This window comes from Streptococcus mitis (assembly GCF_946188615.1).
Classification (GTDB): Bacteria; Bacillota; Bacilli; order Lactobacillales; family Streptococcaceae; genus Streptococcus; species Streptococcus mitis_BZ.
Map to the genome: position 1 here is coordinate 265,116 of NZ_CAMHVK010000002.1, position 22,168 is coordinate 287,283.

General features: G+C 40.5%; 25 protein-coding genes. 2 read left to right on the forward strand and 23 right to left on the reverse strand.

Features of this window, described 5'->3' with window-relative positions; genetic code table 11:
* Positions 1 to 134 precede the first annotated feature (134 nt).
* From OCF95_RS03230 to OCF95_RS03265, 8 genes are all read right to left on the reverse strand, one after another.
* Positions 135 to 1,439 (reverse strand): RsmF rRNA methyltransferase first C-terminal domain-containing protein, encoded by a 1,305-nt coding sequence (locus OCF95_RS03230; protein ID WP_261104892.1) that lies wholly within the window; start codon positions 1,437 to 1,439, stop codon positions 135 to 137.
* A complete protein-coding gene (locus tag OCF95_RS03235; protein ID WP_261035268.1) occupies positions 1,440 to 2,213 on the reverse strand; it encodes an inositol monophosphatase family protein in 774 nt (257 codons plus the stop codon).
* Positions 2,203 to 2,481, reverse strand: coding sequence for a UPF0223 family protein (locus tag OCF95_RS03240; protein ID WP_001041961.1), 279 nt, complete (start codon positions 2,479 to 2,481; stop codon positions 2,203 to 2,205). The genes OCF95_RS03235 and OCF95_RS03240 overlap by 11 nt, the downstream gene beginning before the upstream one ends.
* On the reverse strand, positions 2,481 to 2,882 hold the full coding sequence (locus tag OCF95_RS03245) for a Spx/MgsR family RNA polymerase-binding regulatory protein (protein WP_000631254.1): 402 nt from the start codon (positions 2,880 to 2,882) through the stop codon (positions 2,481 to 2,483). Before OCF95_RS03245 ends, OCF95_RS03240 begins: the two co-directional genes overlap by 1 nt.
* A gap of 236 nt (positions 2,883 to 3,118) precedes the next feature.
* Positions 3,119 to 4,657, reverse strand: coding sequence for a DUF6287 domain-containing protein (locus tag OCF95_RS03250; protein ID WP_261104893.1), 1,539 nt, complete (start codon positions 4,655 to 4,657; stop codon positions 3,119 to 3,121).
* 15 nt (positions 4,658 to 4,672) lie between these two features.
* The gene (locus OCF95_RS03255; RefSeq protein WP_261104894.1) at positions 4,673 to 5,599 is read right to left on the reverse strand and encodes a hypothetical protein; all 927 of its coding nucleotides are present in this window, start codon (positions 5,597 to 5,599) and stop codon (positions 4,673 to 4,675) included.
* 130 nt (positions 5,600 to 5,729) lie between these two features.
* The gene (locus OCF95_RS03260) at positions 5,730 to 6,710 is read right to left on the reverse strand and encodes a choline-binding protein C (protein WP_261056111.1); all 981 of its coding nucleotides are present in this window, start codon (positions 6,708 to 6,710) and stop codon (positions 5,730 to 5,732) included.
* A 19-nt stretch (positions 6,711 to 6,729) separates the two neighbouring features.
* Entirely contained in the window at positions 6,730 to 7,773 is a 1,044-nt protein-coding gene (locus OCF95_RS03265) for an endo-beta-N-acetylglucosaminidase (protein WP_261030146.1), read from the reverse strand.
* A 192-nt stretch (positions 7,774 to 7,965) separates the two neighbouring features.
* Here OCF95_RS03265 and OCF95_RS03270 point away from each other — a divergent pair, with 192 nt between their 5' ends.
* Entirely contained in the window at positions 7,966 to 8,865 is a 900-nt protein-coding gene (locus OCF95_RS03270; protein ID WP_261030148.1) for a helix-turn-helix domain-containing protein, read from the forward strand.
* A gap of 142 nt (positions 8,866 to 9,007) precedes the next feature.
* Here OCF95_RS03270 and OCF95_RS03275 read toward each other — a convergent pair whose 3' ends face one another.
* The 10 genes from OCF95_RS03275 to OCF95_RS03320 form a co-directional block, all read right to left on the reverse strand.
* A complete protein-coding gene (locus OCF95_RS03275) occupies positions 9,008 to 9,625 on the reverse strand; it encodes a TIGR01906 family membrane protein (protein ID WP_261034883.1) in 618 nt (205 codons plus the stop codon).
* Positions 9,615 to 10,388: a TIGR01457 family HAD-type hydrolase gene (locus tag OCF95_RS03280; RefSeq protein ID WP_125454699.1), complete on the reverse strand. Its 774-nt coding sequence runs from the start codon at positions 10,386 to 10,388 to the stop codon at positions 9,615 to 9,617. The genes OCF95_RS03275 and OCF95_RS03280 overlap by 11 nt, the downstream gene beginning before the upstream one ends.
* A gap of 8 nt (positions 10,389 to 10,396) precedes the next feature.
* Positions 10,397 to 11,134: an acyl-[acyl-carrier-protein] thioesterase gene (locus tag OCF95_RS03285; RefSeq protein WP_049510456.1), complete on the reverse strand. Its 738-nt coding sequence runs from the start codon at positions 11,132 to 11,134 to the stop codon at positions 10,397 to 10,399.
* Between the two features lie 4 nt (positions 11,135 to 11,138).
* Positions 11,139 to 12,269, reverse strand: coding sequence for a radical SAM family heme chaperone HemW (hemW, locus tag OCF95_RS03290; RefSeq protein ID WP_049510458.1), 1,131 nt, complete (start codon positions 12,267 to 12,269; stop codon positions 11,139 to 11,141).
* Between the two features lie 83 nt (positions 12,270 to 12,352).
* Positions 12,353 to 12,742: a YtxH domain-containing protein gene (locus OCF95_RS03295; RefSeq protein ID WP_261015229.1), complete on the reverse strand. Its 390-nt coding sequence runs from the start codon at positions 12,740 to 12,742 to the stop codon at positions 12,353 to 12,355.
* 15 nt (positions 12,743 to 12,757) lie between these two features.
* Positions 12,758 to 13,141 carry a DUF948 domain-containing protein gene (locus OCF95_RS03300; protein ID WP_000895040.1) on the reverse strand — a complete coding sequence of 128 codons (384 nt, stop codon included), beginning with the start codon at positions 13,139 to 13,141 and terminating at the stop codon, positions 12,758 to 12,760.
* Positions 13,142 to 13,930 carry a prolipoprotein diacylglyceryl transferase gene (gene lgt / locus OCF95_RS03305; RefSeq protein ID WP_261104896.1) on the reverse strand — a complete coding sequence of 263 codons (789 nt, stop codon included), beginning with the start codon at positions 13,928 to 13,930 and terminating at the stop codon, positions 13,142 to 13,144.
* Positions 13,923 to 14,861, reverse strand: coding sequence for an HPr(Ser) kinase/phosphatase (hprK, locus tag OCF95_RS03310; RefSeq protein WP_261104897.1), 939 nt, complete (start codon positions 14,859 to 14,861; stop codon positions 13,923 to 13,925). Before hprK ends, lgt begins: the two co-directional genes overlap by 8 nt.
* A 281-nt stretch (positions 14,862 to 15,142) precedes the next feature.
* Positions 15,143 to 15,319 carry a 30S ribosomal protein S21 gene (gene rpsU / locus OCF95_RS03315; protein ID WP_000048054.1) on the reverse strand — a complete coding sequence of 59 codons (177 nt, stop codon included), beginning with the start codon at positions 15,317 to 15,319 and terminating at the stop codon, positions 15,143 to 15,145.
* A gap of 153 nt (positions 15,320 to 15,472) precedes the next feature.
* Entirely contained in the window at positions 15,473 to 16,180 is a 708-nt protein-coding gene (locus tag OCF95_RS03320; RefSeq protein WP_261104898.1) for a glucosamine-6-phosphate deaminase, read from the reverse strand.
* A gap of 150 nt (positions 16,181 to 16,330) precedes the next feature.
* Between OCF95_RS03320 and queA the strand changes: the two genes are divergently transcribed.
* Entirely contained in the window at positions 16,331 to 17,359 is a 1,029-nt protein-coding gene (gene queA / locus OCF95_RS03325; protein ID WP_001090137.1) for a tRNA preQ1(34) S-adenosylmethionine ribosyltransferase-isomerase QueA, read from the forward strand.
* A 79-nt stretch (positions 17,360 to 17,438) separates the two neighbouring features.
* Here the strand turns inward: queA and OCF95_RS03330 are convergent, their stop codons facing one another.
* The 5 genes from OCF95_RS03330 to mnmL are packed head-to-tail and all read right to left on the reverse strand — an operon-like array spanning position 17,439 to position 22,137.
* The gene (locus OCF95_RS03330) at positions 17,439 to 18,299 is read right to left on the reverse strand and encodes a YihY/virulence factor BrkB family protein (protein ID WP_020902460.1); all 861 of its coding nucleotides are present in this window, start codon (positions 18,297 to 18,299) and stop codon (positions 17,439 to 17,441) included.
* A 27-nt stretch (positions 18,300 to 18,326) separates the two neighbouring features.
* Positions 18,327 to 20,381 carry a cation:proton antiporter gene (locus tag OCF95_RS03335; RefSeq protein ID WP_261104899.1) on the reverse strand — a complete coding sequence of 685 codons (2,055 nt, stop codon included), beginning with the start codon at positions 20,379 to 20,381 and terminating at the stop codon, positions 18,327 to 18,329.
* 11 nt (positions 20,382 to 20,392) lie between these two features.
* Positions 20,393 to 20,647: a hypothetical protein gene (locus OCF95_RS03340; RefSeq protein WP_020902458.1), complete on the reverse strand. Its 255-nt coding sequence runs from the start codon at positions 20,645 to 20,647 to the stop codon at positions 20,393 to 20,395.
* Complete coding sequence (gene mnmM / locus OCF95_RS03345; RefSeq protein WP_084929739.1) at positions 20,640 to 21,197, reverse strand: tRNA 5-(aminomethyl)-2-thiouridylate-methyltransferase MnmM; 558 nt, start codon at positions 21,195 to 21,197, stop codon at positions 20,640 to 20,642. Before mnmM ends, OCF95_RS03340 begins: the two co-directional genes overlap by 8 nt.
* Positions 21,181 to 22,137 carry a tRNA modification radical SAM protein MnmL/YtqA gene (gene mnmL, locus OCF95_RS03350; RefSeq protein WP_261104910.1) on the reverse strand — a complete coding sequence of 319 codons (957 nt, stop codon included), beginning with the start codon at positions 22,135 to 22,137 and terminating at the stop codon, positions 21,181 to 21,183. Before mnmL ends, mnmM begins: the two co-directional genes overlap by 17 nt.
* Positions 22,138 to 22,168: the final 31 nt, after the last annotated feature.

The window sequence follows — 22,168 nt, forward strand, 5'->3', positions numbered from 1 at the left end:
TGAAGTTGATAGCTTAATTTTACTAGTCATTTGCTCAGTTGCCGTCTCCACCAAATTTGACTTAAAATGAAAGACAATTTGAAAAAAATCCATACTTCCACTATAACATAGACAAGCTACTTTGACTAGCATTTTCACTTGAATCTGAGACCTTTTGGAAAATAGTTTTTCAAAACATTTCCAGTCACCTTTCCAAAACCCAAACCATTGCCTTGAACCAAAACTTGGTACCAACCATTTGGCAGACTTTCCGCCAGCTGAACGGTTTCTCCAGCCACATACTTTACAAACGCTTCTTGGTCAATTTCAACCGACTGCTTGACCTGACTCGGTTTCAAGGCTAGACCAAGAGCAAAACTAGGCTCAAAGCGTTTCTTCTTAAAAGTGCCCAAATGCAGTCCATTCCGAGCAATCTTGAGTTTCCCTAAATCTGGCAAAAGTTCTGGCAGGAGATAAAGTTGGTCACCAAAAGTCTGCAAGATTCCCCTTAGATTGATTTTCAAGTGTTTTTGGGCAAATTCCTGCCACAAAGTAACTTGTTCTCGGCTGAGATTGCTCTTACTTGCCTTACATTTAGGAGCTGGATTGTCACCTTTAAATTGTAAATGAGCGACAAACTGCCCCTCTCCCTTAAAATGATGAGGATACATCCGAGCCGTTTCTGGCAGGTCAATACCAGCTACCATTCCATTGATATGCTCTACTGGTAACAAATCAAAATCATACTCTTCCAGTAGCCAATTGACTATTTCTTCATTTTCCTCGGGGGCCCAGGTACAGGTCGAATAAACCAGACGACCACCTTCAGCTAGCATGGTTACTGCATCTTCCAGAATTTCTCTTTGCAAACTAGCACATTGACTTGGATAATCTAAGCTCCAATAGTCCATAGCATCTGGTTGCTTACGGAACATCCCTTCACCAGAGCAAGGGGCATCAAGGACAATGAGGTCAAAATATCCTTTAAAAACCTTGGCCAAGCGGTCTGCAGATTCATTGGTCACCACGACATTTGTCGCTCCAAAGCGCTCCATATTTTCTACTAAAATCTTAGCCCGTTTGCTTGAAATTTCATTGGAAACAAGTAGCCCCTCCCCTGCTAGATAGGCTGCCAGTTGAGTTGATTTGCCACCCGGTGCAGCTGCCAAGTCCAAGACCTTCATCCCAGGACTGGGCTTGGCTACCTGAGCCACCATCTGGGCAGCAGGTTCTTGCGAATAAACCAAACCAGTAGCATGCTCAGGCGATTTCCCTGAAACCTTCCCGTAGTGGCCCCAAGGAGTTTGAGGAATGGCATCAGGAAAGGAAACTGGCGCTTCTTTTAAAGGATTGACCCGAAAAGCCGAAACCGCTTCCTCCTCAAAAGAGGCAAGAAAATCTCTTGCCTCATCTCCTAGTATCTCTTCATATTTTTCAACAAATCCTTCTGGAAATTGCATTTAAGTTCTTTTCCTTTCGTAAATATAGGACTGAATTTCCTCCTGCATCTCAAGAGGCACCATCATGACTGGCTGTCTGGTTTGAAAATCAAGAGCTTCACCAGAAAGAGTCACCACCCGATAGCCCAGACTTTCCCCTAAAATACTAGCCGCAGCATAATCCCATGGTTGCAGATAAGTGACATAGGTCAACAAACGCCCTGACAAAATCTTGGCAAAACTAATGGCCGCACTCCCATAGACACGTACACCTAGGACAGCTCGACCCAAATCAGCCAAGCCCCATTCATTGGTTTCCAGCATACCACTATTCCCTGCAATAAGGAAATCTCCAAGTGGTTTTGCTTTAAAGGGAGCTAGGGGCCTATCATTTAGACAAACTGGAAATTCCCCACCACCGTGGTAACAATCCCCTTTGACCACATCATAAATCAGACCAAACTGTCCCTGACCATTTTCAAAATAAGCCATCATGACAGCAAAATCTTCCTGCTGGGCTACAAAGTTATTAGTACCATCAATCGGATCAATAACCCACACCTTGCCCTCTTGAACCGAAGCTCGCAAACAGCCCTCTTCAGCACAAATCTTATCCTCAGGATAACGGGATAAAATCTCACTAACCAAGAGTTCCTGAACTTCCTTGTCCAGTCTGGTCACCAAGTCTGTAGGAGAGGACTTGGTCATAACCTGCAAGTCTTCCTGCATATGGTCAATGATATACTGACCTGCTTTCTTAATTAGCTCTTTAGCAAATTCAAATTTACTTTCCAAGAGAAATCTTTCCTTCCCCTTTTTCCTTAGCCGCCTGAACTGCTCGGTAAAGCGAATAGCCACTCACCGTTTCAAATTCTCGTCCCAAACGTTTCTCTTCGCTCTTGCTTGGCACGACCGCCTTGAATCCCTTATAGGAGTCCAGCAGCTTTTTAGCCTCTACCTTGTCTTCATAGGCAGCTTCAACATCATTAAAAAAAGAAAGCACTGAAGCAAGTTCTTCAGTGCTCCACGACAAATCTAGTGGGTAACTATACTGTTTGTTCATTAACTAATACCAGCTCTCATTCTTGCTTCTTTTAGTTCTTGCTTACGATAACTACGAGGGAGAAAAGCACGAATCTCATCTTCATTAAAACCGATTTGCATGCGCTTGGCATCAATAATAATGGGACGACGCAAAAGACTAGGGTACTGCTCAATCAAATGAAGCAATTCTGATACCGAAATACTTTCTACATCAATATCTAATTTTTGAAAAATTTTTGAACGAGTTGAAATGATGTCATCAGTACCATTTTCGGTCAAGGAAAGAATGTGTTGCAATTCTTTTCTCGTTAAAGGACTGGTCATAATATTGTGCTCCTCAAAGGGCACCTTATGTTTTTCTAACCAGGCCTTCGCCTTACGACATGAAGTACAGCTCGGTGATAGAAATAGTGTAATCATGCTTTTCTCTTCTTATCTATACTTTGCTAGTTCTATTATACAAAAAAATAAAGCGCTTGACTAGGGATTTTTAGAAAAAAAAAGCCTATTTTTTCAAGAAAAATAGACTGTTTGCGAACGATTAACTCTTTTTGGATTTGATTAATTCATTCTTGGGGAGCTATATAGTGAAGTATGGGGTTCACAAAAAAGAATGCCACAATCTTGCGACATTCTTTTCCTTTTGAATATATCTTCTAATCTCGATAGTAATAATCTTCAGCCCTGTCTGATTTCCCAAATTCTTCATAAAACAGGCGATCTTTGGATGAATCTGACGCACCGTGAGGCGTTCCAGCTGGTATAAAGAGTACAGGCGTTGTTGCCCGTATTCCAATCTCAAATCGCTTTCCAACGGCTCCTTCCTGGTTCTTGGACAAAAAGATTCGTTCATATTCATTGACTAAACCAGAATCGTGAATAATCAAGTTTTTAGGTTTTGAACCAGTTGTCGACCAACTACCTGCTACCAGAGACATTTCATCCTTTTGAGGATGTTGAACATATGGATTTCCCACTACAGGTTCACGACTCGAACTCTGACTTGTTTCCTTATCAGTAGCATTCTGAGAGCTTGTATTATCAAAAGTTGTTACACCATCTGATTTTCTGTAGAAAAACTTATCTGATGAAATAATTGGCTTGTTTGAGAAGGCTATCCGATCCTTACTACTATCTGACCGACCACCATGAGGATCGCTAGGTGAATTAGCCGGATAAACAAGGACACCTTCTTCTGTTCTTCCAACAATCAGTACAGGTATATCTATTGTCTCAGATCCTATCTGCAAGCGATCTCCGTTACTCATACTGCCATCTGGTTTGATAGTGATTTCTTCACCCGCAGCATTAACCCAGGTATCTGCTATTAGATGCAGATTTCCATTCAAGATTTCTGGTTCCTTAAATGGACGTCTCGTAGCGATCATATTGGTGGGATAATGATTTGTTTTTGGATCAATAATATCCGCTTGCAGTATAAAACCAGTTTGCCCTTCTACATCAATTTGGTACCAAATATGGCCTCGGTCTTTTCTCTCTCCAGCAACCGAATTAGAAGCGGTTATTCTTTGATCCTTGCTGAGTTCAGTAATCACTTCTGAATCATAGAGTGGTTCCTTACGAACCACAGCCTTATCAGCAGTGACTTTCAATTCCATAGGTTGCTCCAGCTTGAATAGATAGACTGTTGGTTTGTCCTCTTTACCATCTGTCAAAATCAGATAACCGTTAGGATCCTTGTAACCATAAAAAGTATAAGACTGATCCTTATAGTCGGTTTCGATGCGGTCAATCTCTTCCTGAGATATAGAAAGCGAAACCTCAACTTCTGGTAGGACTGTTGTTTTGGAGTATGACTTTCCAACGACATAGGTCTTGTCTAGCTCGTAATCAATAGTCGTAACCTTCGTGTCCCCTGCATACTTTTTAATAGTAAATTGACCTTTCATCATTCCACCACGATCACGGCCATGCAACATCTCTTTCCCATCTCTCACAATAATGGCCTGACCATTATAACCAAGATCAATGGTTCCAAATAAGGGCATCTCACCAGACAAATGTTCAATTGTCCCAAAAGAACGATACCACTCATCAAAATTGTCTGTTTCAAGAGAATTCGCAATATCAATCTGATCCATTACCTCCGAAGAGGATTCTTCCTTCTTTCCACAAGCCCCTAAAAAAAGCAGGGCAACTAGGAAAACGATACTATATCGTAAATACTTTTTCATCTTTTTCAAATCTTCTCAATGATTCCTTTCTGATTGTATCCATTTTTTATCCACCAAATAATAGCCAAATAAGATCCATCCAAAAATGTAAACAATATAACCTAAACCAGGACGACCATGTTGAAAAATATATATTGGATTATAGACAACAAAGCTTACTAACAAGCTAATGATATAGGTATCCAATCTTTTTTCTTCTCCACTTGCAATAGAGGATACGACTAAAACGGCTAAAACAAGAATAATGAGAGCCAAAATAGCATGGTAGGTAAAGGGGGATACTGTTTTATTAATTGTACCAGGTAAGCTATAAAAATACAAGAATTGCGATATGGATATGCTGATGGAAGCAACTGTTAAGAGTTTATTTTTAGCATAGGATTTCTTGATATCCTCTACTGACAAAAATGAAAGATGAAACTCAAAGGTTAGTTTTTCCTTTTTTATATATTTAAAGTAACAATAGACTAAAAGAAGAATTAAGCTAAAAAATGTTGAATACAAAACTAGATAATATCCATTCAACATGTCGGCTGAGTTAGCCCTTTCCATGTTCGGAGACCAACCTGATAAAAATCCAGATGTAAACTGAACAATCCCAGCAAAAACATTATAACTTGTAGCAGCCATTCGACTTTGGACAACTCCTTTTACAACGTCTAGAAGCATCTTAAACAACCATAAACTATTTAAAATTCTAAGGACAATCAAGGTTTTCTCTTTTCTTTTCAATACAAAAACAAGTTCTAATAACGAGACTGCTAAAAAGAGATTTGCATTTAAAATACCCCTAATCCAACCATAAATATTTAAAGGATTATTTACTTCATCAACCATTACTCCCATAAAACTAAACAAAATAATCAATCCCAAACTAATAGCATAAGCTAAATAAATAAAATCTAATCGAGATTTTATTGTAACCAGTGGAGACTTTTTCATTTTCTCTATCTCATTTCTCATTTTATTTTCAATTATGAACACAGAGAAATCCTTTTAAGATACTTTCCTAAAAGGATTCCTTTTCTCATACAGATTATACTCTCTTGGATTTATTTCAGCCTCTAGCTTACTAGCGAATCCATTTACCTGAGCCATCTACACGGTAACCATCTGGTGTACGTTCCTTAACAGCCATCTTACCGTTAGCTTTAAGATAGTAATCGCCTACCCAAGTATTGCGGGCATAACTACCTTCACTCGTTAAGTAGTAATAAGACTGATAGTATGTATCATAGATCCACTCGCTCTGAGCCATTTTACCATCAGATTTGAGGTAATAATTTCCGACCCAACCATTTTTTACATACTGTGCTTGAAAGGTAAGATAATACCAGGCACCATAGTTCTTATCGTAAATCCACTCTTCTTGAGCCAATCTCCCCCCTGGTTTAAAGTAAGATTTCCCTCGCCATGTACTTTCAATATAATTGCCGTCTGAATCTAAATAATAAATTCCTTTGTCCTTAGGATCAGAAACAAATTCATTTCTTACCTTGATTCCATTTTTATAATAAGATCTTCCATACCAACCATTTTTGGCATGATTGATATGACTTCCTGTTCCAACCATTTTATGGTCTTGGATAGTAACAATCTCAGTGTGGCCATAATAACGATAGTAATCATGTGGAGGTTGTTTCCAATCTCTCAAAACAATTCGGTATTCTCCATCTGCAAAGGCATTTAAATTCGCCTGATTCATATCGTATTCCCTTGTCACGCTTGGTTGACTAGGCGTAAAAATAGCATCAGCTAATCCAGGGAACTTTTTAGTCACTTGAGTTTCCACATTAAATAGGAAAAAGGGAATAGAAACCTCATTCATTCCTTCTGGGAAGGTATCAATGCTAGCTGTAATCTTTAATTTTCCCGAACTTGTATCTTGACTCAAACTCATCTGTACTTTTAAATACTTAACTTTAGAAGGATCATAGTCGGATTTAGCAATGTTAGGAGTGTCAGCCATTACTCCTTGAACGTTAACGAGAGCTGCAGTGCCTAGGGCTAAAATAGACAAGGCCGAGACTAATACTGTTTTCATTTTCATCATAACTTACCATCTGCTCCTACTAGCGAATCCATTTACCTGAACCATCTACTCGATAGCCATCTGGAGTTCGTTCACTAACGGCCATCTTACCATTAGATTTAAGATAATAGTCACCAATCCAAGTATTACGTGCATAATTACCTTCACCTGTTAAGTAATAGTAGGCTCTATAATTTCTGTCATAAATCCATTCACTCTTGGCCATCTTACCATTAGATTTGAGGTAATAGTTACCGACCCAAGCATTGCGAGCATAGCTTCCTTCACCAGTCAAATAGTAATAAGCTCCATAGTTTTTGTCATATACCCACTCATTTTGTGCCATATAACCGCCAGATTTGAGGTAGTAATTGCCCACCCAAGCATTTTGGACATAGTTACCCGCAGCATCGATATAGAAATAAGACTTATATTGGTAATCATAAATCCACTTGCTATAGACCTTGTTGCCATTTTGGTAGTAAGAGTTACCTGACCAGCCATTTTTCCCAGAAGCTGAGCTGCTAGATGTAGCAAGTGTTTGTGGTTGGGTTGCAGCTTGTCCTCGTCCACCGATACTAACGATTTTATGATCTTTAATCGTTACAATTTCAGACTGTCCGTAGTAACGGTGTTCATAGCGAGGAGCACCTTCTGTATCCTCTAATGTATCAGAATACACAATCCAATAATCTCCATCTGCTAAAGATATCAAATTATCATTATTCCAATAAAACTCTCTTGAAACTGACAATTCATAAGAAGTGAACGACATATTTGGTAGAATATATTGATGAAGTTCACCAGTGTTAACATTTTTAAAAAAACCAAAAACACTACTAATAGAATTACTGTATACTCCTCTAGGTAAACTATCAATCGTAGCCGTGATATCTAATTTCTCTAATGTAGGATGTTGTTTTAGTGTAATTTTCACATCATGTTTTTTAATCCCCACGATATCACTCGAATCTGCATGAACAACCTGTGATGAGAAGGGCAGGTTTCCTTCTGTATCAAGAACTGTAGTAGCTCCTAGTGTTGCTACTGCTAAACTAGCAAACAAAACTGGTTTGAATTTCATAGACAAACTCCTTTAAATATTATTCCCCTATACTATAGCATACTTTTCCTACTAGTGAAGAAAAACGACGAAAAAAATAGTTTTTCGCCGAAATCCCTTACAAAACTTCTCAATATCGTATCTTTTTGTTGTTTTTTTCTTATCTAGTTGAAATAGTGTATAATAAAGTAAAATCACAAGGAGATTAGTAAAATGGAAATAAATTTTGGTTCAGTTATCAAACAAATCCGAGAGGAGAGGGGCTTTACTCTAAAAGAAGCTGCTGGCACAGCCATTAGTCCCAACAACCTCAGTAAATTTGAAAAAGGCATCACAACCATCAAGGTTGACACCTACTTCAAAATCCTAGAAAATCTCAAAATCCATGATACCCATGATGTTATAATGTTGCTTGTGCGTTATCAGTATCAGGATCCTTCACTTTCCGAAGCTATAAAAACTGGGTTCACAACACAAACTAAGATGCTAGAATGGATTCAAATATTAGAATCTAATACCTATTGCACTGATTATGCCTATATCCAATCTTTAGGAATGTTTAGGAATAAGGAGAATTTGTTGAAAGAAGATTGGATTATCCTCAATCGGGCTAAGACTGCCTTATTTCAACTAAACTACTGGCTTTCACTGGATTACACCTTATTTGCACTTTTAGTTGAATATTTTGACTTTCCTACAGAAACACTTCAACAAATTGCAAAAACAGCTCTTGCTTTGCTAAAAGAAACATTTGTTGATTTCATACAAAAACGAATGCTTCTATCGACACTCTTAACCATCATCCGAACCTATTCTCGAAATGGGCATTACCAACTTGCCCAAAATTTAGTGGACAAAATTGATGTATATAGAATTAAGGAATTACATTCCCTAAAAGGAGTATTGCAAGAAGCATTTATTCAAATTAAAATGCAAGAATGTTATAATTTGCTCAGACAAGATAAGAAGGAGGGAATAGAACTGGCAAGTCAGATTTTAGCCTATCTGGACAGTCTGAATGGTCTTTTCCTGGACCAAACTATTTCTCAATTGAGAGACATCTTCTATCAACAAGTCAAAATGCTCAATAAAACTGGAATTGATTGGTCATAAACTCTGGGCTGAGTTGCTACTGGCAGGTAGAGGCAGATTAGATAAACAGGGAAGAAGTTAGAAAAACAGCCGATATAGCTGCAGTTAGGAACCAACTGTGGCCATTTCGGCTGTTTTTTATGATGAATCTACATCGAAAATCTCACTTCCTACGACTTTTCAGATAAAGAAAGCCAAAGGAGCTTTCATAAAGGGCGAAAAAGAGGAGGAAGGCATGCAGGAAGAAGGTCTCTGGCAAAATCAGAATCACTGGATCCTTGGCTGGATCAAAAAGCCAGGTATCATCTCCCACAAAGAGAATTTGATGGAAAAGAGTAAAGAATTGGTCAAAACCAATCAAAACTCCCCCAATCCCAATCAGTAAAGGCAAAACCACTAGAGCCAAAAACCCTTTACTAAATAGAGACAAGAAGCCCTTTTTCACAATCCCTTTGACAAAGACGTAAAAACTTGGCAGTGTCACTAAAGCTACTAGCTGAACAAAGTGAAAGAGATTCTTCACCACCGCAAAATGGTGTAATCCAGCTGTTGACGAACGAAAATCTGGCATCTGCAAGACCTGACTAAATGGATTGGTCAGATAATTCATCAAGATATGAAAGTTGTACTGAATGGTTTCTGGTTTTAAATAGACCCGATCTGTTAAATTCAGCCACTGAATTTCCAGCGGATAAAAAATCCAAGCCAAATAAATGGTCAAAAGGATTGAGAGGGAGAGGAGAAAGAGCATAGAGCCCCAAAAGGTCAGTTTAGTTTTCATCAAAGTTCCACTCCGCAAGGCTAGAAACCACATGAGTCGGTGCGATTGGCAGGCCTGCTACTTCTTCTGCCTTGGTAAAACCTGTCGTCACCAAGAGCGTTGGAATGCCATTGTCAATCCCTGCTCGAATGTCAGTCAAATAGTTATCTCCAACCATAATCAACTCTTCACGTTCCAAACCTAAGTGCTCAACCGCCTTGTCCATAATGATGGCATTTGGTTTCCCAATATAAACAGGCTTCACTCGTGTTGCCACTTCAAGTAGCGTAATCAGTGAACCAGCACCAGGCAAAAGGCCGCGCTCTGTCGGGATGTTGAGGTCAGGATTGGTTCCGATAAAGTGGGCACCTTTTTGAATGGCAAGAGTTGCTATCGCAAATTTTTCATAGTCAACTTGCCAGTCCAGACCTACTACCACATAGGCAGGATTATCCTTGTCTTCCATATAACCAGCCGCCTTGATGGCTTCCTTGAGCCCTGCTTCTCCGATGACATAGACGGTCTTTTCAAGACCCAAGTCGTTCATATAGTCGATAGTCGCCAAAGTCGCTGTGTAGACAGTCGATAGGGGTGTATCGATATTAAAATTCTGAGCCAGCATCTCCTGAACACTCTCTGGGGTGCGGGTTGTATTGTTGGTTACAAAGAGATAGGGAATGTCCCGCTTTTGCAATTCATGGACAAAAGCCTCTCCAGCCGGAATTCGGTCTTTCCCCTTGTAAATGGTTCCGTCTAAATCAATTAAATAGCCTTTATATTTCATATTTTTCTCTAATCCTTCTTCATTTCTTGCCAAGTGATGATAGCTTGTGCATTGGTGGCACCGTCGCTTGTAATCTCATGTTTGCTTTCCAGTCCAGTCCGTTCAACAGCCGATGTAATCACCCCACCTGGTCGAACTTCCTTGACATACTTGAGGTTGATTTTCTTGGGAATATATTGGGTCAAAAAGTCCGCTCCCATGACCTCAAAAATCCAGTCCAAGTATTTACTGTTATTGACATGACCATTCATATCCAAATCGTAAAAACGAACATGGTAATCCTTGCTGATTGGCTCGTTCAAGGACTCATACTTTGGTCCACGGATGAGCTTTTTATCAAAATCAGACTGGTAAGGAGCCACAATCTCAGGTTCGACAGCATGGACTTTTCGACTGTCGCGGTCCATGAGAACAAAGGTCGCCATCATGTGGATGAGCTCCTGCCCTGCTTCATCATAAATGGTAAAGCGACGGTAGCAAAAGAGTCTATTGTAGCTCAAAGCTTCCGTTTCGATGGTGATTTCTTCCGCAAAACGAGGCAAACGAGCCACCTCAATATCATAATCTGTGATAATCCAGACCAGATTATAGTTTTCCAAAATGGCCTTATCACTAACTCCCAACTCAATCGACTGCATCCCTGAAACTTGCAGGGATAACAAAATCACATCTGGAAGCTTGATATGACCGTTCATATCAGCCATATCAAAAGGAATTTTCATTTTCATTTGATAAGTTAAACCCATCGTTCTACTCCAAAATAAATCGTTCTGCTACAGTGTCTCCTAAAAAGAGACCTCTCTTTGTCATGCGAACTCGATCCCCCTCTATTTGCATGAGACCTTGTTGAACCAAGTCCTTGACAATTTCTCCATAAAGTCCATCAAAAGACCGTCCAAATTTTTCCTCAAATCTCACCATGGAGACTCCTGATTTCTTGCGAAGCCCCAGGAACATTTCTTCTTCCATTTGCTCCTTTTGACTCAGGTGCTCTTCTGTGATGCGCGCATTGCCTTCCTCAACTGCACTGAGATAATGACGAATCGGGCCGTGGTTTTTATAGCGAACACCATTGACATAGCCAGATGCCCCAGCACCGATGCCATAGTATTCAGCATTGTCCCAGTACATGAGATTGTGGCGACTTTCAAAACCGGGTTTTGAGAAATTGGAAATCTCATAATGCTCAAAACCAGCTCGCTCCAGCTCTGCGATGATATATTCAAACATCTCAGCTTCCACTTCCTCCTTAGGCAGAGGCAACTTCCCTCGTCGCATACGGTTCATAAAGACCGTATGATTTTCCAAAATCAAGCTATACAAACTCATATGAGGAATATCCAGCCCAATAGCCTTAGCTACATTTTCCTTGACCTGCTCCATGGTCTGACCAGGCAGTGCATAAATCAAATCGATGGAGATATTGTCAAAACCAGCCAGTTTCAGACGGTCGATATTTTCATAAATATCCTTCTCCAAATGACTGCGCCCAATCTTTTTCAGCATCTTGTCATCAAAGGTCTGCACACCTAGCGAAACACGGTTGACAGCCGAGTTTTTCAAAACAGCAATCTTATCCGCATCCAAGTCGCCTGGATTAGCCTCAATAGTCAACTCTTCTAAAACAGACAGGTCCAAGTTTTTAGTCAATCCCTTCAATAACACCTCCAGTTGCGAAGCTGACAAAGCTGTCGGTGTGCCACCACCGATGTAGAGGGTTCGCAACTTTTGAATATCATAAGATTGAAACTCTTCTAACAGATGTTCCAAATAACTATCTACCGGCTGATTCTTGATAAAAACTTTTGAAAAGTCACAATAATAACAAATCTGGGTACAAAATGGGATGTGCACATAGGCTGACGTTGGTTTTTTCTGCATAGTACTTATTATACCACAAAGACACGCTACGAGAAAAAAATCACCATCCCCAGACACATAGTCCGTCCAGAGATGGTGATGGTTTATTCTTCTGTTATGTCAATAACAATCTCTTCTGATTCATCAAGAGTTTCGGCCTTTTCTTGCCATTGCTCCTTGAGATTATTGAATCGATCTTTTGATGCTTCTGTCGCTTGGCGAGCACATGATTTGGCTTGAGCAAGTACACTGTCCACAGTGATTTCACCTGACTCAACCTGTTCTTTGGTTTTAAGAACAAAATCTGTAGCCTGCTCCTTGACTTCTGTCAGTTTTTCACAGACCTGCTCCTTGGCATACTCAGGATCTTCTTTCAAATCATCTAGAAAATCTTGAGCCTGACTGCAAACTTGTTTGCCCTTGTCGCTTGTTAAAAACAAGGCAAGAGCTGCACCTGAAACGGTTCCTAAAAGGATTGAGGATAGTTTACCCATAAGAATTCTCCTTTTTTATTTTTTGAAAAATTTACTTGCAAGACGAAGAGCTGACAAACTTGCACCAGTCTTGAGTGTCTTTGAACCAGCTGATGAAGCTTTCTTGCTCAAGACACGCGCATGGTCATTGAGGTCGGAAACAGATAGAGATAAATCTGCAACAGCACTAAAGAGTGGATCAATCGTTGCTACTTTGACATTGATATCATCTGCCAAGACATTGACCTTGGCCAGCAATTCATTGGTATGATGCAAGGTCACATCCACATCTGAAGTTAAGGTTTTAATCGTCTTCTCTGTTTCATCGATAACACGTCCAAGCTTTTGTACAGTAATGATTAGATAGACTAAAAAGACAATCAAAGCAAGGGCTACAAGAATATATGCAACTTCTAACATTTAATTTTCCTCCTCTGTAATATAGTAAGGGGCCTTCTTTCGATTTTGATATAGAATGATAAAAATACCCAGTCCGATAAGAACAACTGAAAGCCATTGAGACACTCGAAGACCAAAGAACATGAGGCTATCTGTTCGCATTCCTTCAATAACCATACGACCGAAACCATACCAAATCAAATAGAAAGCAGTGATATGACCTCGTCTAAGGCTCTTCGATTTTCGTCTAAAAATCAGAATCAAGGCAAATCCAAGAAGATTCCATAGAGACTCATAAAGGAAGGTCGGTTGACGGTAGCTCCCCTCAATATACATCTGGTCACGGATAAAGCCAGGTAGATAATCCAGATTATCCACTGCTGCACCATAAGCTTCTTGGTTAAAGAAATTGCCCCAGCGACCCAAACTTTGGGCAATCATGACGCTAGGCGCCGCAATATCTAGGAAATCCCAAGTATTGATGAGTTTACGATCAGCAAAGATATAGAGTACAATAGCCCCAGTTATCAAACCACCGTAAAAAGCCAAACCACCATTCCAAATGGCAAAAATTTCTCCCAAGTTCTGACTATAGTAATCAAAACGGAAAATAACATAATAGAGACGTGCTCCTAAAATAGCCAAAGGAAAAGCTATCAAGATAAAATCTAAAATATCGTCTGGTATGATTTTCTTTCTAGGCGCTTCTTTCATAGTCAGATAAACCGCAAGAATCAAACCTGTCACAATACACAAAGCATACCAACGAATGGCTAGAGGACCTAGATGAATAGCAATTGGATCAAGCATGAGGCACCTCCTCATTTTGAGCAATAAGATTGGTCAAACGTTCTTCGAACAAACGCGTCGCATCAAAGCCCATTTCCTTGGCACGATAATTCATGGCAGCAGCCTCAATCACGACAGAGATATTCCGACCTGTTTTAACTGGAATACGGATACGAGGAATGCCTACGCCAGAAATTTCTATTTCTTCAGCATTGTTTCCAAGACGATCAAAAGTCTTATGCGTATCGTAATTTTCCAAGTAAACAGCCAGCTGGACTTGTGAAGAATCCTTGACCGCACTCGCACCGTAGAGGCTCATGACATCGATAATCCCAACCCCACGAATTTCAATCAGGTGTCTCAAGATTTCAGCTGGTTCACCCCAAAGAGTAATCTCATCCTTGGCAAAGATATCGACACGATCATCGGCTACCAAGCGGTGACCACGTTTGACAAGCTCTAGACCTGTCTCACTCTTACCGATGCCACTATCACCTTGAATCAAGACACCCATTCCATAGATATCCATCAAGACACCGTGCACACTGGTCCGTTCTGCTAAACGTGAATCCAGATAACTAGATAACTCTCCAGATAAACGACTGGTTGCCGTACGGCTGGTTAAAATGGCAATCTTACATTCTCTGGCTGCCTTTAGCATCTCCTCTGGAACCACCAAACCACGAGCAACAATGACCGCAGGTGTCTCAGGTAGAAACATTTTTTTCAAGACTTGGTAACGGTTGTGAGAGGACATCGAAACGAGATAGGACCACTCCTTCATTCCCAAGAGTTGGATTCGCTCAGGCGTATAATAGTCAAAATAGCCCGTCATTTCAAGACCAGGTCGCGTAATGTCCGCGGTATTAATTTCCTTTTCAAGTAATTCTGGTTCGCCATAGACAATGTCTAGTCTAAGCTTTTCAATCACTTCTTTTACTAAAACCGACATCATTTCCTCCTTCAAATGAGTTCTTCTCTCTATTATATCAAATTGTAGGAGGATATTTCAGATTTTTGCAGGTTTTGAAGTATTTATTTATACTCAATGAAAATCAAAGAGCAAACTAGGAAACTAGTCGCAGGTTGCTCAAAACACCGTTTTGAGGTTGTAGATAAGACTGACGAAGTCAGTCACATATATAATCCAAGGCGACGTTGACGTGGTTTGAAGAGATTTTCGAAGAGTATTAAAAGAAAAAGGACTAGATTTCTCCAGCCTTTCATTTCTAATTAGAATTTTTTACGTTTACGAGCTGCTTCTGATTTACGTTTACGTTTTACAGAAGGTTTTTCATAGAATTCACGTTTGCGTGTTTCTTGAAGAGTACCAGCTTTAGTAACCGCACGTTTGAAACGACGAAGTGCGTCGTCAAGAGATTCATTCTTACGTACTACTGTTTTAGACATTTTTTTCACTCCCTTCAAGTTCAAGATCTATTCTATTTTACACGTAAAAGGAATAATTGTCAAGAAAAAATCCGGTTTAATTTTGATTTTTTTGCCATTTATTCAAGTCTTGAAAGCATCAATTAAATAGAGAAACTGAAAGAGTTCATTTTTTTATTTTTCTAACAAGCTGAGCGCTTCAGCATCTGCAATGATGGTCACATCAGGGTGATTTTGGAGGCTACTTGCTGGTAGGTTCTCAGTCACTGGGCCAGACACTGTTCCTGCAATGGCTTCTGCTTTCGACTCACCATAAGCAAATAGAAGGATTGACTTGGCATCCAAGATATTTTTAATCCCCATTGAAATGGCTTGGGTTGGGACGTCTTCAATCTTGTCAAAGAAACGTGCGTTTGCTTCAATAGTAGACTTGTCAAGTTCTACAAGGTGAGTTTGACTGTCAAATGGAGTACCGGGTTCATTAAATCCGATATGACCATTGCGACCGATTCCCAAAATTTGGAGGTCAACTGGATGGTCAGCCAAAACTTGGTTGTAGCGTTCAACTTCAGCTTCAGCATTGTCCTTAACCCCACGAGGCAAGAAACTTTCTTTAAATGGTTTTTGGTTGAACAAGTTTTCTTGCATGAAGTAACGGTAAGACTGTGGATTGTCGCCATCAAGGCCTACATACTCATCAAGGTTGACACTGGTTAGATTTGAAAAATCGAGGTCACTCTCAACAATTTCCTTGTAAAATTCAAGTGGGCTACTTCCTGTCGCAAGTCCTAGTGTTTGAGCTCCATTGGCCAATTTTTCCTTCAAAATCTCAAAAGCAACTTTTCCACCTTCGATTTGGTTTTCAACTTTAATAACTTTCATCTTTTTATCCTCCGTTTCAATCTATATTTATTATATGGTATAGACCAATTTTTGTCAAGTGAAAACGATTTAATTTTCAAAAAAAGAGCGACTATACTTGAAACATGTTATAATGGATAAGATTAGAACTTAGAAAGAATGAACAGATATATGAATACAGCTGATTTTGATTTCCACTTGCCTGAGGAATTGATTGCCCAAACGCCTCTTGAAAAACGGGACGCCTCTAAACTCCTCATCGTCAACCGTGAGACGGGAGAAATGCAGGATAAACACTTCCACTCTATTATTGATATGCTGGAACCTGGCGATGCCCTTGTCATGAACGACACCCGAGTTCTCCCAGCCCGCCTCTATGGTCAAAAGGAAGAAACTGGAGGTCATGTGGAACTTCTCCTGCTCAAAAATACTGCTGGAGATGAGTGGGAAGTTCTGGCTAAACCTGCCAAACGCCTCAAGGTCGGTACTCGTGTCAGCTTTGGTGATGGCCGTCTCAGCGCTGTTGTTACGGAAGAATTGACTCACGGGGGCCGCATTGTCCGCTTTGAGTACCAAGGAATTTTCCTAGAAGTTTTGGAAAGTCTAGGAGAAATGCCTCTGCCACCTTATATCCACGAAAAATTGGATGACCGTGAACGCTATCAAACCGTCTACGCCAAGGAAAGTGGCTCTGCTGCAGCACCAACTGCTGGACTACACTTCACTAAAGAACTGCTGGCAGAAATCCAAGCTAAAGGTGTTCATCTAGTCTATCTGACTCTTCATGTCGGGCTTGGAACCTTTAGACCTGTTTCAGTCGACAATCTGGACGAACACGAAATGCACTCAGAATTCTACCAGCTTTCTGAGGAAGCGGCTGCCACTCTTCGCTCTGTTAAGGAAAATGGGGGGCGTGTCATCGCTGTCGGAACCACTTCTATACGCACTTTGGAGACTATTGGTTCCAAGTTTGATGGGCAAATCCAAGCAGATTCTGGCTGGACCAATATCTTTATCAAACCTGGGTATGAGTGGAAGGTCGTGGATGCCTTCTCAACCAACTTCCACCTGCCAAAATCAACTCTGGTCATGTTGGTTTCTGCCTTTGCCGGCCGTGAATTAGTCTTAGACGCTTATCACCATGCCATTCAAGAACACTACCGCTTCTTCAGTTTTGGCGATGCCATGTTTATCTATTAATTTATATAATCAAAAAACGCATATTATCAAGGTTTTATAAAGCCTGATAGTATGCGTTTTGTAATGGATAAAAAATGAGTTAATTTATTCTAAAGCTCGTATCTTTCAAGCTCTGGACACTGGCATTGATCACCGCGCCGATAATCAAAATCTTAGCGATGAGAATAAACCAGAACATCATGACCACCACGACGACGGAACTGAAAAAACGCACGTCCACTAGGTGATTGACATAATTGTTAACATAGACTGAAAAGATATTGAGTAGTAAGACCAGGGTCAACAAGACAAAGGCACTACCTGGCAATACAGAGCGAATCCTTCGCACCTTAACATTGGGTAGAAAATAGTAGAGCATGACCAGGATGGCAAAAATCAAGGCATAGACCAAAGGGCCTGTTAGGTCTTGCAGATAATCAAAAAGAGGACTATCCGATTTCCAATAGCTTTTGACAAGGTTGAGGAGCATACGGCCAAAGACACTCAAAAACAGAGCTAAAGCAAAGAGAATCTGCAAGCCAAAACTGACAAACAAACTCATGAGTTGATGGGAAATCATTCCACGATTTTTTGATACTCCGTAAGCTTTATTAAAGGCTTTCTGCAGGAAATTCATAGATTTTGAAAAGGTCCAGAGGGCTGACAAAACCGCAAAACTCAATAAACCCGTTGACGGTTGGGTCAGCACTTCTGTAATGATCTTTGCGACCACATCATACATGGTATCCGGCAAGAATTCATTGACAACCTTTAAAAAATTAGAAACTGGAATCTGAAAATATGGGAGGATATTAACTACCACCAAAAGCAGGGGAAAAATCGAAATCAACCAATAGTAGGCTACTGCGACACTGGTTAACTCACTATCTGATGCTTGATAATAATGCAAAAAAGCTTTTAATAAGGGCTTATCTATCAGCTCTTTCCACCACTTCTTCATATCATACTCCTTCACTTATAATCTTGATTAATTTCTTCTTACCAATTCCATCATATCATAAGGCAGGGTATTGGCAGCTTCCTTCAAGGAATAGTTCTCTAGGTTATTTACATTTTGTCGTAACTTCTTGGCATACTTGGTCGTAATCAATCGTTTTTCTTCGTATTCGAAAATCAACTTGCGCTCCAGATAATAGCCTCTCAGCATTTCATCGATATTGTTGGGTTTGACACGATTGATAACCCGTTCGACAAAGGCACCACTGGTGATAATAGCTGTTTCTCTGAGACGAGAATCCTGCATGAAACTGATCAAAGAACTCTTATAAACCCCTTTTAGGTTCTCCAGACTTTCGATAATCATCTCTGTATTTTCTAGATAGAGCTCTGCAATTTGATCATAGTCAAGGGCTCTGAGTTTCTGTGATTCTTCATTTTTCCAACTGCGGAAGGTCTTGCCAAAGGTAAAGACTTCGTGAAGGAGAAAACGTAAAATCCGCAAGGAAACAAGGAAATAATAGGTCAAACGTGAAGCAAACTTACGATTGATACTTTGCTCCATGTTTTTCAAGTAACGTTGGTAGACTCGATAAGCACGCTCACTCATCTTGCCTTCTTCGTAAGCCTGTTCTAAACCATCACTTTCAATACTGAGGATAAGAAGTTTCAAGGCCTCCCAGTCTTCTTGAGCCCCCTTATTTTCTTGACTCAAGATAAGATTCTCTATTCGTCCATGGTAATTGTCAATGGCTGCATAGAGGGGGAGCTTATTTCTGGTATCTTCCAACTCTTTTTCCAACTCTATCGTTACTTCATTCAAAATGCCAATATGCATGAGATAGTCCTTACTTTCTTCCTGTTCATCAGAAAGATGAGGCAAGACTACGAGGCCTGTTAAAAAGCTTACAAGCGTCACACCTGCGACAAGGAAAAGCAAGAGAGGATACTCCTGTTCTAGATTACTTGGTATCAGAAGGATCGTAGCAATCGACACGGTTCCCTTAACACCTGAGAAAGTCAAAAGAAGCATGTCCTTCATATACTTATTCAGTTTTTTCTTGAGACGTCTAGTCCTATAGGCATAATAGCTATAAATCATGACAAAACGAATGGCAAAGAGGACAAAGGTAAGGGCTATAAGAGATACCAATAAAAGTAAGGGATTATAGATTGGATTGGTCAAGATAGGTTCTGCTATCATTTCCAACTCCATCCCTAAAATCACAAAGACAGAACCGTTTAGCATAAAATTCACTGTATGCCAGACCGTCTCGGTCACCGTATCCACCTGGGCTTCAAGGAGCGTAATTTTCTTAAAACGGCTTGCCTTTAAAATCCCAGCAACTACAACGGCAATAATCCCTGAAACGTGGACTTCTTCTGCCAGGAAGAAGGTTACCAAGGGCAAACTCAATTCTAATAAAAGTTCGCTGGCAATATCCGTTGCTCGTACACTAAGTAAAAAACTATGGAGGAAACGGTTGGTCATGGCTGTTAAAAAGCCAATCAAAAAACCGCCTAGGATTGAAAAGATGAGCGAACTACTCGCTTGCCCAAGGGAAAAGGCCCCAGTTGTCCAAACTGTCAAAGCTACCTGAAAGGCAACCAAGCCAGAAGCATCATTCAAGAGTCCTTCACCCTTAAGGATATTGGACACGCGCTTAGGAAAGCTAAACCGCTCCGAAAGAGAGGCAAAGGCTACCAAGTCCGTAGGGCCAAGTGCCGCCCCAACAGCCAAGCAAGCCGCCAAGGGAAGACTGAGCCAAAGAAGATGGGACAAGCCACCCAAACTCAGGGTCGAGATGAAAATCACTGGAAATATGAGATAAACAATGATTCGCCAGTGTTTTAAAATAGCCGTAATATCTGCTTCCTCCGACTCTCGGAAAATCAAGGGCCCGATAACCAGTGCCAAAAACAACTCCGTATTGAGGTGAAAGTCGGTATTGGGTAAAAAAAGACCAATCACGATTCCCAAAAGAATCTGCACCAAAGGGAGAGGCAAAAAGGGCAGGAGCTTATTGGTTGTACTTGAGACAATCAAGACCAGTAAAAATAGGATAAGGTAAATCAGTAATTCCACGGACTTCCTCCTTAATTTTTTTTACAACAGGATTCAAATATCTCCTTCTGCTCTTTGATTTTTTGATCAATCTTGGAACAATCCTTGTGCTCAATTTTTCTCTGGCACCGTTCCATTTCAAGAGCAACTAATTTTTTCTTGATTTTAAGCATTTTTTTGCTCATATGCGCTTGGTCTAACACACCTACTGCTCGTTCGTGGTGGGTTGATTCAACAAAATTCTGGCGCATGGCATCCAGCTTTTCACGTAGGTATTGTTTATCCATGTCTATATCTCTCTAATTTTTCAATCATCACTAAAAACGGTGGGTTGTTGACTTGGTTCAGGGTTCGGTAAATGGCAGCTGTGTACTCTTGTTGGTTCAACTGGCTGACAAAATCCAAGACAGCATCCCTCTCTAGATCGCCTCCTTCATGACCATAATAGATCATGATAGCAATCCGTCCACCTTTGACAAGCAAATGACACAGCTTTTCTAATGCTTCAATCGTTGTCTGAGGTTGGGTAATGACTGACTTATCAGCTGATGGCAAATAGCCCAGATTAAAAATCCCTGCCTTGGCTTCTGTCACAAACTGGTCCAGTGTCTCATGGCCTTGCAAGATTAACTGGGCATTTGTCATTCCAGCTTGGTCCAAACGCTCTTGGGTCTTTTCCAAGGCTTGCTCCTGAATATCAAAGGCATAGACTTGCTTAGCTAGTTTCGCTAAAAAAATCGTGTCATGACCATTACCCATGGTCGCATCCACTACGATATCCTCTTTTGTCACTACCTCAACCAAAAAATCATGTGCCATCTCAAGTGGTCTTTTCATTTTCAAACTCCTGTTTTACAGCCTTGCATCCTTGAATACTTCCACGACGTCGCATCTCCATCTCAATGCTGTTGAGCACTTCCCACTTATTGAGGCTCCACATAGGCCCAATCAGCATATCTCTAGGTGCATCTCCTGTGATTCGATGGATGACGATATGCTTGGGAATGATTTCCAGTTGGTCACAGATGACCTTGACATATTCGTCCTGACTCATCAGTTGCAAACGTCCCTCGTGGTAGTCCCGTTGCATACGAGTATTGGTCATCAGGTGAAGCAAGTGCAGTTTAATCCCTTGAATATCGTTATCCGTGACACAACGGCGGACATTTTCAATCATCATCTCATGGGTTTCACCAGGAAGTCCGTTGATCAAATGAGAAACAATCTCAATCTTGGGATATTTTCTCAAACGCTTGACCGTCTCCACGTACAATTCATAGGAGTGGGCACGGTTAATCAGATCAGAGGTTGCCTCATAAGTGGTCTGCAAGCCCAATTCAACCGTCACATGCATACGCTCTGACAACTCAGCCAAATATTCGATGGTTTCGTCGGGTAAACAGTCTGGGCGCGTTCCAATATTGATTCCTACCACACCTGGCTCGTTGATAGCCTGCTCATAGCGCTCTCGAATAACTTCAACCTTTTCATGGGTGTTGGTAAAATTTTGAAAATAAACCAGATACTTCTGAACATCTGGCCACTTGCGGTGCATAAAGTCAATTTCCTTATAAAATTGCTCACGGATAGGCGCATCTGGTGCTACAATAGCATCTCCAGAACCTGAAACCGTACAAAAAGTACAGCCTCCATGAGCCACAGTTCCATCACGATTGGGACAGTCAAATCCCGCATCAATCGGGACTTTAAAGGTCTTTTCTCCAAAGAGTTTTCGATAATAATCATTCAAGGTGTTATAAGATTTCATAACTTTCATTATAACAAAAAACATCTACAATCTCAAAAGC